Origin of the sequence: Shewanella sp. 2_MG-2023 (assembly GCF_030548905.1) — a bacterium.
Lineage (GTDB): Bacteria > Pseudomonadota > Gammaproteobacteria > Enterobacterales > Shewanellaceae > Shewanella > Shewanella electrodiphila.
In genome coordinates this window covers 76553-92127 of the sequence record NZ_JAUOSO010000010.1, presented here as the reverse complement: position 1 = coordinate 92127, position 15575 = coordinate 76553, and the positions used below count along the sequence as shown (strand labels likewise).

General features: G+C 43.2%; 12 protein-coding genes. 2 read left to right on the top strand and 10 right to left on the bottom strand.

Annotated elements, in window-relative coordinates; translation table 11 throughout:
* Positions 1-1363: 1363 nt before the first annotated feature.
* On the top strand, positions 1364-1858 hold the full coding sequence (locus tag Q4600_RS11605) for a hypothetical protein (protein WP_303516406.1): 495 nt from the start codon (positions 1364-1366) through the stop codon (positions 1856-1858).
* 251 nt (positions 1859-2109) lie between these two features.
* Here Q4600_RS11605 and hutW read toward each other — a convergent pair whose 3' ends face one another.
* The 10 genes from hutW to Q4600_RS11555 form a co-directional block, all read right to left on the bottom strand.
* A complete protein-coding gene (gene hutW / locus Q4600_RS11600; protein ID WP_303516408.1) occupies positions 2110-3501 on the bottom strand; it encodes a heme anaerobic degradation radical SAM methyltransferase ChuW/HutW in 1392 nt (463 codons plus the stop codon).
* 373 nt (positions 3502-3874) lie between these two features.
* Positions 3875-5746, bottom strand: a complete 1872-nt coding sequence (locus Q4600_RS11595; protein WP_303516411.1) for a methyl-accepting chemotaxis protein — start codon at positions 5744-5746, stop codon at positions 3875-3877.
* A gap of 1 nt (position 5747) precedes the next feature.
* The gene (locus tag Q4600_RS11590) at positions 5748-5972 is read right to left on the bottom strand and encodes a hypothetical protein (RefSeq protein ID WP_303516413.1); all 225 of its coding nucleotides are present in this window, start codon (positions 5970-5972) and stop codon (positions 5748-5750) included.
* A gap of 208 nt (positions 5973-6180) precedes the next feature.
* Positions 6181-8067: an ABC transporter ATP-binding protein gene (locus Q4600_RS11585; protein WP_303516415.1), complete on the bottom strand. Its 1887-nt coding sequence runs from the start codon at positions 8065-8067 to the stop codon at positions 6181-6183.
* Between the two features lie 93 nt (positions 8068-8160).
* A complete protein-coding gene (locus tag Q4600_RS11580; RefSeq protein WP_303516513.1) occupies positions 8161-8988 on the bottom strand; it encodes a heme ABC transporter ATP-binding protein in 828 nt (275 codons plus the stop codon).
* Between the two features lie 130 nt (positions 8989-9118).
* Positions 9119-10135: an iron ABC transporter permease gene (locus tag Q4600_RS11575; protein ID WP_102528624.1), complete on the bottom strand. Its 1017-nt coding sequence runs from the start codon at positions 10133-10135 to the stop codon at positions 9119-9121.
* 65 nt (positions 10136-10200) lie between these two features.
* Positions 10201-11103 carry a hemin ABC transporter substrate-binding protein gene (locus tag Q4600_RS11570; protein ID WP_303516417.1) on the bottom strand — a complete coding sequence of 301 codons (903 nt, stop codon included), beginning with the start codon at positions 11101-11103 and terminating at the stop codon, positions 10201-10203.
* Between the two features lie 60 nt (positions 11104-11163).
* Positions 11164-11586: a biopolymer transporter ExbD gene (locus Q4600_RS11565; protein WP_303516418.1), complete on the bottom strand. Its 423-nt coding sequence runs from the start codon at positions 11584-11586 to the stop codon at positions 11164-11166.
* Positions 11583-12374 carry a MotA/TolQ/ExbB proton channel family protein gene (locus Q4600_RS11560; protein ID WP_303516420.1) on the bottom strand — a complete coding sequence of 264 codons (792 nt, stop codon included), beginning with the start codon at positions 12372-12374 and terminating at the stop codon, positions 11583-11585. The genes Q4600_RS11565 and Q4600_RS11560 overlap by 4 nt, the downstream gene beginning before the upstream one ends.
* A gap of 21 nt (positions 12375-12395) precedes the next feature.
* Positions 12396-13151: an energy transducer TonB gene (locus Q4600_RS11555; RefSeq protein ID WP_303516421.1), complete on the bottom strand. Its 756-nt coding sequence runs from the start codon at positions 13149-13151 to the stop codon at positions 12396-12398.
* A gap of 364 nt (positions 13152-13515) precedes the next feature.
* On the opposite strand from Q4600_RS11555, the gene Q4600_RS11550 reads away from it, so the two are divergent.
* Positions 13516-15552 carry a TonB-dependent hemoglobin/transferrin/lactoferrin family receptor gene (locus Q4600_RS11550; RefSeq protein WP_303516423.1) on the top strand — a complete coding sequence of 679 codons (2037 nt, stop codon included), beginning with the start codon at positions 13516-13518 and terminating at the stop codon, positions 15550-15552.
* Positions 15553-15575 lie beyond the last annotated feature (23 nt).

Sequence of the window (15575 nt, the reverse complement as noted above, 5' to 3'; positions counted from 1 at the left end):
GGAAACAACAGCATTTCCCTTTTCGATATCCCTTGCCGCTCCGACGAAATTTAAACAGAAAAATTTCCAACGGAGAATGATCCAGCTTTAAACTTCATTTTGAGTCCGCTTCGACAAGCGACAAAAATCACTAACGCTTACGATGGTGTGTCTGAAGTAAATGGAATTATGAATGTCACGATGGCATGGATGCCAAGGAGTGACCCTTCCCCTCGAAAGCTAGCCTGACGTCCTGTCAGGCTCACGCTATTTTCTTCAACGTCCTCAATTCAAATGGAGTCTTTTAAATGCAAGATCTACTAGCTTGAGCTCTTTAAATTATCACCAATGCAGTCAAATCGAAGAGACAATAAACCCAGTGTAGATACGTTCAAGACCTTCGAAAACATGGATGTTTTCGCAGAGCCCACAGGGATGTGTTTACGGCGTGTCTTGGATGTATCTGCACAAAGGTCGCTTTTTCACATCCATGTGATCACGACATTCCGTTCATCCTGAACATCCCTGCGGCAGGCAATGGATTAAATTGAAGTAATGGTCTGCTGTAACTGAGCCAATATAAATGAAGTTATCGTAAAACGTTTTTGCCCCAAAACGATTTAGCAGCTTTAGCCAGCTAATGATTTTATTTGAATCGAATTTAAATCAAAATCAAAATCTAAATCAAGATCTTAATCAAGGTCGTGGCGCTTCGCCCACACCAGACGAAAGGGAAACAACAGCATTTCCCTTTTCGATATCCCTTGCCGCTCCGGCGAAATTTAAACAGCAAAATTTCCAACGGAGAATGATCCAGCTTTAAACTTCATTTTGAGTCCGTTTCGGCAAGCTACAAAAATCACTAACGCTTACGATGGGGCGTCCCTTCCCCTCGAAAGCTAGCCAGACATCCATGTCTGGACTCACGTAATTTTCTTGCTTACCTCAATTAAAATTGAGTCTTTTAGATTTTTATAGTTAGATCTTTTTATGCTTATCATTGACACAAATACAGTCAAATCGAAGAGACAATAAACCCAGTGTAGATGCAGCAGCGAGCTTCCAAAACATGGATGTTTTGGCAGAGCTTACATGGACGTACTTGTAGCGTCTCGCAGCTGTATCTGCACAAAAGCCTGCGGCAGGCAATGGATTAGATTGAAGTGACGACTCTCATTAACAGAGCAAATACTGATGAAGTACAAATTTGAAGCTGGTAACTTGTTTTTGCTCCATTCAAAGTTACACCTGATTAGCTACTTAGTTCGTTAAGCAATGATTTGACATATGTTTTCTGATACCAGTATTGTTTCTTTGGCTTGGGGCGATATCATGCTTTAATTCACCATAGCGATAATGAAATACGATAGAAAGTAGGACTAAAATGGCAAATAACATGGTTGCAGAAGCTTTGGTTAGAGATGTGCTACTGATAGCCAGAACTCTGAGGAAGGAGAAAAACCAATGCATAAATATTGCTACGTTAACTTTCCTTGAACTTCTAGATAAAGGCTACCAACCTGAGCTCGTTGTCGGAAGCTTAAAATGCAACGACAAGACAATCTTCGAATGCCCTTCAGACTTCCGTTATGTTCATCTGACGGGAGATATTGAGTTTGACGGACACATATGGGTAGAGTGTGCAGGCTTAATTATTGATATAGCGATCATGTTTAGCATCATGAACATGCAGGAACTGCAAAAATTCCTTTTCATAGAAGGCTTTGACTTCAGTAATCCAACATTTTGCACTCCAGTATCGAACGTGGAAGGCTCTGGATGCCTGAGTTACGAAAAACACTTACTAATTCAAGATCCTAATGTCATTCGCTGCCTAAAGTTGGGAGCTTTAAATTGGCTAAAGCCTACAGCTCATTAGGGCTGAAGAGGGAGGTACAAGGATGGCATCAAGATACTTTATTATTTCTATTAAGCTCTTTAGCTCAGCACGTCTTAAACGTCTTTCAACGTACGTCTTAGAATGTTCGCCCTAAACCGTTGTTGTCCAAAAGTGAGTTTGGAAGTGATCAAACTTTAGCATCAAAAAATCACATTCATGATCAGATAAATTATCAAATCCGCACTTGAAAGCTACTCAAATCTCGCTGAACTATATGCTCCACTCGTATGCTAGCTCGCGATTTTCGCCTCAGCGATTGGGTTGGTAGCCAAAAACTCAAACAAGCCGGTTTGCATGTTTACATTCCAAAAGCGGCCAGCAAGGGTCAGGCTTAAGCAGTGATTATCGAGTGTGGCCAGCCCATGTTGCTGCCAGGCTTCGAATAACGGGTGTAAATGGGTCACAACGTCAGCCTCTAGGGCTGTAAAGTTAAGTACTCCAGAGTCTAAGCCGCGCTTAAATATGGCGTCGAAAGCCGCCGACGGATTAGGGCTTAATATCATGCCAGGTACTTTGGCGGGTAAACACTGTGATGCCAATTGGCTATTTACTTCTGCCTCTTTACTAGGGGCTTGCGCTTGATGCCATTCGCTTAAATCTCTGGCATTCATCATGCCGTGACCATGAATACTGCCACCTGCGCCAGCACCAAAAGGGAGAATTTCAATGCCGCTCTTGGCTAACGAGTTATAAATACTGCGCTCTCGATTATCGCGGCGCCAGTGGCAACTTGATAGTCGTTGCCAGTCCTTTGATTCCAATCTGTTAGCACCAAAGGCATACATATTGGCACGGGTTTGACTGTCAGCTTGAAACTCGCTGGCTTGTGTACCTAGCACTTTGCCCTTTTCACTGGCTTTATCGATACGGGTGCCACCTAAGCCAATTAACTGATAGAGATCTACACCATGTGCGCCACAAGCCATGGCTGCTTCAATATCTTGTTGCCAGATGTCCATGGTTTGGCCGGGTAGACCAAAGATAAGATCGATAACAATGCTAGCGGTTGGGTGCTGACTAAGTTGCTGGAGTCTATCGAATAAGGTTTGTTTATCATCAAAACGCCCTGCAGCACGGCGAACATCGGTATTAAAGCTTTGTACACCGAATGAAAAACGGTTAAAGCCGTTATCCAAAGCGCTATGCCACTTATCGTCATCAAAACCATTAAGGCGGCCCTCTAGGGTGATTTCAGTATCTTTCCTTAATGGAAACTGCTGAATGGCTTGACCTAGGGCAGCAATTTCTTCTGCTTTGATATCGGTGGGCGTACCACCGCCGACATAAACGGTATCAAATGAACGACTTTGCGCTAGAGGTGTTTGCGCTGCTACGGTCAACTGCTGACATAGGCTAGCCATATAATCACTGATCCGTTCAGGTTTAGCGCCATTTTCAAAAAAGTTACAGAAGCTGCAACGTTTTCGGCAAAAAGGAATGTGAATATACAGTGCGCGTTTATCTGCGGTAGTCGAGGTGTGCCACCATTGCTGCCACAAATTGCTGTCTACCTTTATCGGCTTACTGCCACTGCGACCTGCATGGGGTGCGCTTTTTACCTTAAAAGCATGTTGTAAAGGATCTGGGCTTGCAATGCCTGTCATGGTCGACGTCAATATCATGGTAATTCTCAGCAAATTAAAAAACAATTGTCGTAATGATAACTATTATCATTTGATCTTTTGTTGGGATAGATCAAATTTGCTGGCTTTGCATTGTAAATATTGTCGCACTGCCCCAGTGAAACAGTGAAACAGTGAAACAGTGAAACAGTGAAACAGTGAAACAGTGAAATAGTGAAATAGTGAAATAGTGAAATAGTGAACAGGTGAAATGCTATTAGCTTCACCTGAAGCTTTACCAAAAGTGACCAAGATTCAGCACAAAAAAGCCCCATAGCATCTTTAAATGCTATAGGGCTTTTTATGGACTTTTATTCTAGCTATCGATACTGACTCTCTATACGGCTTTCTATACAAGCTTGCTTTGCGAGAGCTACAGAATGAATGTCGCTACTAAATCATTTAATGATTTTGCCTGCACTTTTAAGTCTTTTGCTTTTTGAACACTGATTTCTGCCGCTTGGGTTATATCATCAGTGACGTCTTTAATCGCAACCGTATTTTGGGTAATTTCGTTAGTCACCTGAGTTTGCTCTTCTGCAGCGGTTGCAATTTGGCTAGCCATATCTGAAATTAGCACTACTGCTTGAGTGATTTCTTCAATGGCGATAGCGGCTTCAGTTGCGTCATTAACACTATTGCCAGCTAATGCTTGGCTGCTCTGCATTAATGTTACTGCACTCGATGTCGTTTGCTGCAAGGTTTCAATGGTTTCATAAATTTCTTGCGCTGAATCTTGGGTGCGGCGAGACAATACGCGCACTTCATCAGCCACTACTGCAAAGCCACGACCTTGATCGCCGGCTCGCGCTGCTTCAATTGCTGCATTCAGTGCCAGTAAGTTAGTTTGTTCTGCAATACCCTGAATGGTAGAAAGGATACTTGTAATAGCATTGGCATGACGGCTCAGCTCGCCAATCACATCAGTTGCTTGAGTGACTTCGTTCGCCAGTAAGTTGATTGATTGTCGGGTATTATCAACCAAACTTTGACCTTGCTGGCTACTGTTACTCGATTGCTGGGCGGCCGTTGCTGTGCTTTCTGCATTACCGGCAATTTCTTGAGTGGCACTGGCCATTTCAGTCACTGCAGTGGCAACCATAGTGACTTCTTGCTGTTGCACTTGCAGTTCTTTCTCAGTTAAATGGGTGTTAGCAAGGCTTTCATCGGCCTCTTTATCAAGTTTCTGTGCTAGTCCACGGATTTGAGAAATCAATTGGTGCTGACTGCTTACAAATCGGTTAAAGCTATCTGCAAGGGTGCCTACTTCATCTTTCGACTCTATTTCAATGCGTTGAGTTAAGTCACCGTTACCATCAGCAATGCGAGCCAATGCTTGTGATACCCGTGATAGTGGTGCTAAGAGTTGACTAATTAACCATGAAATCATCGCCATACTAATTAACAATACCAGTGCTGAAATCCCTAATTGCGTCATGAGTAATGAACTTAAAGGTGCTTCAAGGGTGTCTTTATCAAGGACAACAATTAATTCCCAATCTGTATTAGGGATATCTTCAGCCCAAACTAATTTATCACGATCTTCAGGAGCAAAATGAATTGGGGTCATTCGGTCAGTTTTGCGTTGTTGATTTAATAATTTGTAGTCGAGATCGCTATCAATAGCGCTAATGTGTCCCATGGCTTTACTGGCATCTTTATAAGCGATGACAGTACCGTCTTTATGCATCATGATGGCAAAACCATTAGAAGGCAGTGTCATACGATTCACATCGTCAACTAGGCTATCGATTGACAAATCTCCACCGACAACACCATTTAATATAGGTTTAGCTAAGGTGACAACCAAGATGTTATATGCGACATCTAAATAGGGTTTGGTCAGGATCATTTGTTGCTCGCTAACAGCTTCTTGATACCAAGGACGCGTGCGTGGATCAAAATCGGTATGTTCTATTGTTGGATCATCTTCAAACATCTCACCTCTATCCGTACCAAAATAAGTACCTTCAAATCGGCCTGATATTTGGGCTTGCTGTAATGCATCTAACGGTTGGCTGTCTAGTTTTTCACCAAGGGCATTAATAATATCCTCACGAGCCGCTAGCCATTCACTGATCCGCTCAGCTTGTTGGGCACTCAATCGCTGAACTTGCTCAAGGTTGGATTTAAGCAAGAGATCCTTTTGGTTCGAATAACTCAGCCAAGATAACAACGCAATTACCATCGAAAGGGCAATCAGTACGGGAACGAGAATTTTCTGCTTTAACGAATTAGAGATCATATTAACCAAGGTAATGTTCAGTGAATAAAAGCCAATACAGTGATGAGGTCATGTAGCTTATTCCTCTAACTGAGCGGCGGCGGATAATGGCATATGCCAGTACGATTTGATAGCAAATTGGTGGTAAAACGAACAAATGATACACGTGGGTAACGAAAGCGACACGAACTGGAAACAAGTTGTTTTTATCAGCAATCAACGATCGAACACTAATCGACTGCCGCACGAGAAAACACCTTGTAGAAAGTAGAGCGACCTGCTTGGAGTCAAACTTTAACGAGGGGAGCGTTAAACCTTAGGCCTATTTAAACTAAGATTTACCAGCCGATAAAAGTGGATCTGTTAAACAAAGCGTTAATGAACAGGCAAATTGCTCATCAACGCTATATTGTTCATCAACGCTATATTGTTCATTAACGCTGAGGCATATGAGTTTAGCTGGCATCCACATAAAGTTGTTTAAATAGGCCGGGCTGAGCTTTAAGACTTTGCTCTGTGCCTGATTGGGTTATCTTACCATCATCCAATACGAATATGCGATCCGCTAGGCGCAAGTTGTTCAGCCTATGGGCAATAATAATCGCAGTGCGTTGCTGTAAAAATGCCTTCAGATTGGATAGTATTTTTGCTTCTGTGGCGGCATCGAGTGCCGAAGTCGCTTCATCTAAAATCACCACTTGGGGCTGACTTAACCACATTCTTGCAATGGCTAACCGCTGCATTTGACCACCTGATAAACGGGCATTCGAGCGGCCTAAATCAGTATCAAGCTTGTCTTGCCACTGAGACACAGTATCACTGAGCTCAGCATGAGCAAGTGCTTGCCATAACTGCTCATCAGTCATTTCAATACCAAAGGTTAAATTGTCACGTAAGGTGCCAGCAATTAATTTGGGATGTTGCGGCACATAGCCGACTTGCTGGCGAAAACGATTAATCCCATAGTCATGAATGTCTTCACCATTAATCATAATCTGACCTGAATGCGGCGTATAGAAGCCCAACAGTAAATTGATTAAGGTGGATTTACCGCCGCCACTCATTGCCAGTAAAGCTATAGACTCGTTCGCTTTGAGATTAAGGTTGAGCTGTTGAAATAAGTTTGGTTGTTGTTCAAATCCAAAGCTGACAGCGTTAAAATCAATGCTAATAGCTGAAGTTTGTTCAAGTGCCGACTTTGATAAAATAGGCTTTTCTTGGCGTGGTTCTACTTCTACTTCTACTTCTACTTCTATTTCTACGTCTAATTCCAATAAGTGATTGAGTCGCTCCATCGATGCCTGCGCACCAAAACGGGCATATTGAATATTGAGCAGCTCTTGTATCGGCCCCATCAAATACCAGAGATAACTGAAGACCGCGAAAATTTGGCCAACAGTAAGATCTGATACCAATACCATAAAGATAGCCATGGCGCGAAAGCATTCAAAACCGAGTAAGAATGTAGTGAAGCTCAGCTTATTGAGCGCATCGGTTTTCCATTGATTGGCAATAGCATGCTGGCTTAGATCTGTGGCTAATCCAAATACCTTTTGGTAGTAATGCTTTTCTTGCTGGGCTAAGCGTAATTCACGGGTGGCATCTACGGTATCGACCAAGGCTTGTTGAAAAGCTTCAGTGGCGGCATTTTCTTTACGGCGCAAACTTTTTACGTGCTCAGCAAAACGAGATGAAAAGTAAATCACTAAAGGATTGAGTAAAATAATCATTAGCCCTAGCTGCCAATTAAGCCATAACAAGACACTGGCAATGGCCACGATAGTGAGCACACTGATGATTAAACGGGATAAGGTATCACTGACAAAGCGTTCAACGGTATCCACATCTGTGATGCAGCGTGAAGCTAAACCTGCACTGCCGTACTTATCGAATGCACTCATCTTAATTTGCGGTAATTGCAGTAACATTCGCTGACGAATCGCTAAACTGATCCGTTTAGCAATCTTGGTGAACTCACGAGCCTGTACCACTTGCGTCAGCATAGTCAGTAGGCGTAGTACGATAACCGCCACTAATACGATACTGATATACACGCCAGGCAGGTGCCAAGCTTCAGGTAACACAGGCTGTAAATTATTCAGTAACCAACCGGTTTGTCCTAATAGCACTTCATCCACTAATAGCGGCATTAACATAGGGATAGGCAAACTCAATAGTGTGGCTAAAACAGCAATCAAATTGGCTTGAATTAACTGCCGTTTATGCGTGACAATTTTGTGCTTTAACCAAGAGCAATTGAGCCTGGACTGTACTGTATCCTGTGCGTCTTGCTGTGTTTTTGCTTCTGTTTTAGAAGAAGTTTGCGAATGCTGTTGAGCCAAAACGAATGTCCTTAATGACACGTGCACCAAAATATCGACTCAGACCGTTTGTACGGCTGAAGTCGATATAGATGAACATGATTTAAATAAAAGCTAAAAAATCAGAGGCAGTTTACTGTTAGGGTCGATCACTAAGGTGGGTTTGTAGTGCCAGACTTTTTCGATGATGTCAGCAGTTAATGCCTCGGCAGGTGTACCGTCACTGACGACTTCGCCTTGTTCTAATACCACTAACCTATCAGCATAACGGCAAGCTTGATTTAAATCGTGCAGTACCACTACCACACAGTAGTTATGTTCATGGGCTAATGTATGTGCTAGTTCAAGTACTCTGTGTTGTTGGGCTAAATCTAACGCTGAAGTAGGCTCATCGAGTAGTAAAATCGGTGTGCTTTCAGCTTGAGCCAATTGTGTTAGCACGCGAGCTAACTGCACTCGTTGTTTTTCCCCCCCAGAAAGGGTGGGGTAACTACGGTATTTAAGTGCAGATAACGCAACCTGTTGCAATTGCTTATCGACTAAATCCTGTCCTTGCTGTTGGCTGATGGATAATGGATATAACCCCATTTGTACCACTTCATGTACTTTAAATGGAAAGGTCAGCGACGCATGTTGCGGTAACACGGCTAATGACTTGGCTAATTCGGATCTGTTCCAGTTAACGAGTGATTTACCTAGCATGGAGATGCTGCCTGCTGACAGTTCAGTTTCTTGGCACAAGCTTTTCAATAACGTGGATTTACCCGCGCCATTGGGGCCCAATAATGCAGTGACTTGGCCTGGCATAATCTCAAGATTGATATCATTTAATACTGGTTTTTTGCCAATATGCACCGAGAGGTTATTAATACTGACGACAGAGTTTTCAGTTGCGGAACGTGAGGTTGAACTTTCAGTCCCAGCAGACTTTTGTTTAGGCATAAAAGTCGCAGCCTTTCTATCTGAAGGTGCTAATTCAACAGGCTTTACACCAGCTAGTGCTAAACCTGTTACTTGAGGCGCCGACTTAGGTGTTTTAAACATAGATTTAAATTCGATATTTCTCAGCATGTTACACCAACTTATTACGTTGTTTGAGTAATAAAATGATAAAGAATGGTGCACCTAAAAGTGCCGTCACTAAACCAACTGGTAATTCAGAAGGGGCAACAATAGAGCGAGCGCCAATATCGGCGACCACTAACATTGCTGCACCTAACATGGCGCTTAATGGCAGCAATAAACGGTGATCTGGGCCAATCATCATTCTGACTAAATGAGGTACGACTAACCCAATAAAGCCAATAATACCTGTTGCAGCCACTGCAATACCCACGCCGATAGCACACAGTACAATCAGTTTAAGTTTGAGTTTATCGACATCCAAACCAAGATGACGAGCTTCGGCCTCACCGAGTAATAAGGCATTTAAGGCTTTGGCGCTTTGGTTGAATTGCCAACTTATCACCGCTAATGCGACCAAGCTTAAAATGACGTAATGCCACTGAGCGCCAGCCACTGAGCCCATCTGCCATAAGGTTAAGTCTCTTAATGCCATGTCATTGGCCATATAGGTCAATACGCCAATACCTGCTCCAGCAAGCGCAGCCACAGCCACTCCAGATAGGAGTAATAGCACGACGGAAGTGCCACTTGGACTTGCGGCTAAACGATAAACAATTAAGGTCGTCGCAAGGCCAGCAACAAAGGCACTAAAAGCAACTAAGTATTCACCGCCATTAGGAAATAGCACGATACAAATTGCTGCGCCCAATGCCGCGCCAGAAGAGACACCAATAATGCCAGGATCAGCAAGTGGATTTCGAAATAATCCCTGCATCACCGCGCCACATTGAGCCAGTGTGGCACCCACTGCTAAGGCTAAAATTGTCCGCGGTAAACGGACATTATTAATCACCAATTGCTCATGGGGAGCCACTGATGCTAACTCTTGACCTGTTGCCCAGTTCACCATGGCATTAAAGCTGGTGGACGGGCTAATTTGTAATGGTCCGATGCTGACAGACAACAGGCTTGTTATCACCAAAGCGGTGAGTAAACAGGGCCAAAGCCAACGTTGATTTTCCATGTTAAATCCTAATAAAACGGGTTGATATTGCGCAAGTCATCACCACTTTGATGGTCATGATGTCGCTACAGCTTTTTAATGCTAATAAAATCGCTAGCGAGGTCATCAGCAGCAGTGATGGCACTTAATCCTAAACCACCAATTAACGCTTGAGATGGCAGGTTTTTAATGTGTTGATGTTCACCTGCTGGGGTGTGCGCAAGCAATGGCATGGCTTTCAATAATTCAGTAACAGGATCGCTTGATTCACTCTCGCTGCGGTTTGATATCAGGATCACATCGGGTTGTAGCGCTAAAATACCTTCCTGAGAGACACTTTTATAACCGTCAAACCCCGCAATGTTTTGTCCGCCAGCGAGGTTAATAATGATATCTGCAGCGGTATCGTTGCCGCCTACACGTGCAGGTCTATCAGGTTGTAATAGCAAAAATAACACCTTTGGTGCATCGCCTAGTTCATTGAGTTTTTGCTGTTTTGAATCTAATTGATTAAAGGACAAATCAATTTTTTGTTTTAGCTCAGTCGCCTGAGATTCACGATTAAGTAACTTGCCCATTTGCTCAATGTTACTGACGAGCTCTGTTCTGGTATTGGCGCTGGGTAAAGAAACCACTTCAACGTTGGCACTGCTTAATACTTCAAGGGTGTTTTTAGGTCCCATGGCTTCTGAGCCCAATAGAATCGTAGGCGATAAAGCTAAAATTCCCTCAGCAGATAACATGCGGTGATAACCCAACTTCGTTACAGAATCTAACTCGTCTGGGATTTGACTCGTTGAATCTACACCGACTAGTTCGTCACTGGCATCCAACGCGAGCACTAACTCTGTGATGCCTGCGCCCGCACTTACAACGCGATTTTCAGCCATAGCACTTTGGCTTAGTAGGGCACTTGAAAGCAGCATGCTTGCTGTCATCAAGCGAGTCAGTAATGAGTGTTTAGTATTGAACATTGATTGCTTAAGCATAATTAACTCCGAATAAATAAAATCGTTGGAACATTCCTAAATGGATGGATAAAAGATGATTTAGGGTTCCATTAAAATTTGGGTATTAGTGATTTGTTGTCGCTGAAGTAATGCCAATACCGTCATTAATGGCTGAACAGGGGCATTTTTATCAGCAGCGACAACCACATTGATATTTGGTGACGAATCCAAGACTTGAATGAAAGCGGCTTCGAATTGGTCGAAATTGTCGAATTGCTTAGCATCTAACGCCCAATGGGGCGCATCAGTTAAAATATTGATTGAAATATGCTCGTCTTGAGACAAGGCCGTTAAGCTTGAGTCTGTTTCTGTAGGTACATCCACAGGCAATGTCAGCAGTTGGGTATTGGCTGTAAGTAACAGGAATACCAATACTATAAAAATGATGTCGATGAGCGGGGTGAGATCAATTCCTACATTGACCTGAGCTGAAGCCCCAGCTTGACCGTCTGCGCTGATCATCTGTTTGACTCCGCTAGAGTCGCAGTCGCAGCCGCAGTCGCAGCAATAGAGGCTGTTGCTTCGGTAGTGGTATTTACTGTGTTTTGATTTAAAGCATTGCCTTTAAGACAAGGTGCATTGGCGCCACATGGGGCATCACAACCAATGTTTAATGCTTGATCAAAGCCATCTAACCATAGGTTCATTTGGTTTAGGGCATGGGCAATTCTGTTGCAGCGTTTCTCGGCCCAAAGTGTCAGTAAGTGCGCCATTGTGATTGCAGGCACGGCAATGATTAAACCTGCTGCCGTGGTATTCATCGCAAGCCCCAAGCCTGTTGCCAGTTGCGATGGGGTCACAGGACCATCAGATAGCCCAAGTTGACTAAACATTTCAATCAGGCCAAGCACAGTACCTAAAAGGCCAAGCAGGGGAGTGATCACACCAATAATCTGCAGTACCTTTAGCCCAGATTGCAGCTTTTCTTTTTGCTTAAGTAACCATAAATTTAAGATTTCTTCGCGCATTGCACGAGGTTGGTCACCGTGGGATAGCAAGAGTGCCGTGCCCTTAGCAAGCATGCTACGACCTTTGCTTAATAAGGTAATCAGCTGCTGCCTTTGTTCGGGAGTGGCGCTGCGAGTTTGTTGTCTTAACTCAGTTAGCCAAACATCCCGTTTTAATAGTTCATTCACTAATAAAGCGAGTCGCTCAAGGATGATCAATAAGGCTAAAAAAGCACAGATAAATAGCGGCCAAGTTAAGTAACCTAACTGCTCTGACAGTTGTAGATATAATGGTTGAGACATGTTGATTTCCTATATTCAGGCTTAATTTAAAGCGAACTTCACAGGTACTCTGACGGTATAAGCAAAAGCGGTTTGTGGAGATGGCGCGGCAAATTGCCACTGCTCAACTGCATTAATAGCTGCTGCATCGAGTAGGCTGTAACCTGAACTATCGACGAGGGTAAGCGAGAGTTGCTCACCAATTTGATTAAACATGACTTCCACTGTCGCGGTGCCTTCAAAGCCACGTTTACGTGCCTTTTTAGGGTAATTAGGTTGTGCTGGTGGTGCTGAAAATGTCGGTTGTTGTAAGGCAACTGTTTCTTGGGTGACTCCTTGTTTAGCGTCGACTTGCTGTTGATTGTGAGTTGCACTGGCATCAGTGCTGGCATCCTCTGTTACTTCGGCTGGTGGCTGCTCAGCTGTTTCTGGCTTAGAAGTTTCAGGTTTAGAAACTGAGGGTTTAGAAACTGAGGTTTTAGCTTGTTCAATTTTGGTAATGACTTTCTCTGCTGCAGGCTTTTTAGGAGCAGCTTTAACCACTGGTTCAGGCTTAGGTTTAACCACAGGTTTAGGTTTAGCAAGGTGCTCTGGTTTTTTCACTTCTTCTACAGTGTTTTCGATACTTGTTGCCTGTGTACTTACTTGCATAGCAATCATGACACTGACAGCTTTATTTGAGCCCATTGCCGCACCTTCAGATAACTGAATCGATGGCTCACTATTTTGAGAGGCGAGCACCCCTCCTTGGATTAAAATGGTTAAACATCCGAAAGCAAAATATCGTTTAGGTGTCATCTGAAATAGTCTTCTACAACATCAATGTGGTCAAATGTTGAACATATCTAAATTAAGCAATTAGTTAGCTTTGAATCTTTACATTCTTTACAAAGCTATTAATAACAAATAGTTAGGTTCTGCCTTTGTCTTTGTTGATTTGAATGTATAACAAACTGAATGAGATCGCAAATGATAATGATTTTCATTTGATCTAAGTTTTGTTCTCAGGTAAAGTGCGGCAAATAGTTCGTCAGAGATAACACTTTGTGCTGATGTTTTTTCCTACTGATTGGTGATTTACGCGTTTTAACACCACAGTGAGTAGCACACCTAATTCTCTATGAACGACAGAAAAGTCGCATTTATTATTGAGGATATAACAATGACCAAGAAGCCACTCGTTGTAGCAATGGCAATGGTTTTTAGTACCAGCGCATTCGCACAAGAAAAACAAACCATTACAGAATTTGATGAAGTGCTTGTTACCGCTACCCGTATTAGCGAAAAAGTATCAGATTCCAGCCGCAGTGTGACGGTGATCAGTGAAGAGAAGATGCAAGAGTCCCAGCCTTCGTCTGTCGCTGATGCGTTAAAGAATGAAGCCAATATTAGTGTGACGAATGGTCCTCGTGCATCATCACAAGGTGTCGAAATTCGTGGTTTAAGTGGTCAACGTGTATTACAAACTATTGATGGCGCACGTCAAAATACCAATTCTGGTCACCGCGGTACTTACTTCATGGATCCAGAGTTACTCAGCTCAATCGAAGTGGTACGTGGCCCTGCCAGTAGTTTATGGGGCAGTGGTGCAATTGGTGGCGTGGTCGCACAAAACACCAAGTCAGCCCATGATTTTTTAGATGAAGGCGATACGTTTGGTGGCTACATCAAGCAAGGTTTTGAAACCAATGGCGATAAAATCAAAACCAGCGGTACGCTTTACGGTTTAGCTGACAACATTGATTGGTTGTTAAGTGGTAGCTACCACGACAGCAACAATATCAAAATTGGTAATGATCAAAGCCTTGAAAACAGCTCATCTGAAGCGACCAGTGGTTTAGCTAAAATCGGCTGGGAGCCAACAGACGATCAACGCCTGCAACTATCTGCACGTTTTTCTGATACAGATGAATTAGTTCCAAGTAACCCATCGACCCATGTTGGCAGCTCAGTACCATTAGTGCAGCGTAATACTGAAGATCAAAACGTGACCTTAGATTACAGCCTAAACCCAACAGACAATCCGTTATTAGATTTAAATGCGACTGTGTATTGGAATAGCACTAATTACGATGAAGATCGTGTCACTAAAGATCAATTTGATAGTACTGAATTTGAAACCATTGGTTTTAGTGTCAATAACAGCTCTGCATTTGGCAACACTGTACTGACTTACGGTATTGATGGTTACAAAGATACGATTAACACAGTGCGTGACGACAATGGCCAAGCCGGTGAACGACCAGATGATATTGATGGTGAAACCACAGTTTGGGGCGCATTTACGAAAGCAGATATCAAGCTCACAGATACCGTTGCCTTAGATGTAGCTGTTCGTTACGACACCTTTGAAAATGAAAGCAATAACTTAGGTCTGTCATCAGATGATAATGCCTTTACGCCTTCTGTTGGCCTAGTGTGGAACACCACAGACTGGTTAACCTTAAGTGCTCGATATGATGAAGCATTCCGCGCACCTAGCATGGAAGAAATGTACTCAACAGGTACGCATTACTGTATTCCTTCAATTCCTGGTTTCTTACCTGACGGCCTGTGTAACACCTTTGAAATCAACCCAGATTTGCAAGCTGAAAAAGCGCAAAACAAAGAGCTCAAAGCCGATATGCGTTTTGCTGATTTAGCCGGTGATGATGAGTTAGCAATTACCTTAAGTGTGTTCAGAAATGATGTTGATGACTTTATCGAGCAAAGCGTTTCTAACCCGCTATACGGCATTCCAGGGTTGGAACAAACCACCTCTTGGGACAATGTGGATGAAGCTAAACTAACAGGTTTTGAATTCAATACCCGTTACCGTTACAAGCAAACTCGGGTGACATTTAACTATGGCCAAACCGAAGGCAGAGACAAGAATACTGATGAGTATTTATCAAATATTCCAGCTAAGAAAATGGGCATAGATTTATCGCAATCCATCATGGAAGGCGATATGAAATTTGGTACTCGTTTCACTTATGTGGCTGAGCAAGATGACTTGCCTGTAGACAACCTTGAGCAATATGACTCTTACAAATTGTGGGACGTTTATGTGGCTTGGGAACCAGCAATGGGCACATTTGAAGGTTTACGTGTCGACTTTGCAGTAGAAAACATCGGTGATGAGGAATATCGCCAAGCGTGGCAAACCTTGTATGAACAAGGCAGGAATTTCAAATTGTCAGCGCGCTATTCATTTTAATCCCTTACCCGTTTGCGGGTGAA

Bases quoted from the DNA above. Each gene is read 5' to 3' on its own strand.
- Q4600_RS11605 (WP_303516406.1), top strand. From the start codon at position 1,364: ATGGCAAATAACATGGTTGCAGAAGCTTTGGTTAGAGATGTGCTACTG.
- hutW (WP_303516408.1), bottom strand. From the start codon at position 3,501: ATGATATTGACGTCGACCATGACAGGCATTGCAAGCCCAGATCCTTTA.
- Q4600_RS11595 (WP_303516411.1), bottom strand. From the start codon at position 5,746: ATGATCTCTAATTCGTTAAAGCAGAAAATTCTCGTTCCCGTACTGATT.
- Q4600_RS11580 (WP_303516513.1), bottom strand. From the start codon at position 8,988: ATGCCTAAACAAAAGTCTGCTGGGACTGAAAGTTCAACCTCACGTTCC.
- Q4600_RS11575 (WP_102528624.1), bottom strand. From the start codon at position 10,135: ATGGAAAATCAACGTTGGCTTTGGCCCTGTTTACTCACCGCTTTGGTG.
- Q4600_RS11570 (WP_303516417.1), bottom strand. From the start codon at position 11,103: ATGCTTAAGCAATCAATGTTCAATACTAAACACTCATTACTGACTCGC.
- Q4600_RS11565 (WP_303516418.1), bottom strand. From the start codon at position 11,586: ATGATCAGCGCAGACGGTCAAGCTGGGGCTTCAGCTCAGGTCAATGTA.
- Q4600_RS11560 (WP_303516420.1), bottom strand. From the start codon at position 12,374: ATGTCTCAACCATTATATCTACAACTGTCAGAGCAGTTAGGTTACTTA.
- Q4600_RS11555 (WP_303516421.1), bottom strand. From the start codon at position 13,151: ATGACACCTAAACGATATTTTGCTTTCGGATGTTTAACCATTTTAATC.
- Q4600_RS11550 (WP_303516423.1), top strand. From the start codon at position 13,516: ATGACCAAGAAGCCACTCGTTGTAGCAATGGCAATGGTTTTTAGTACC.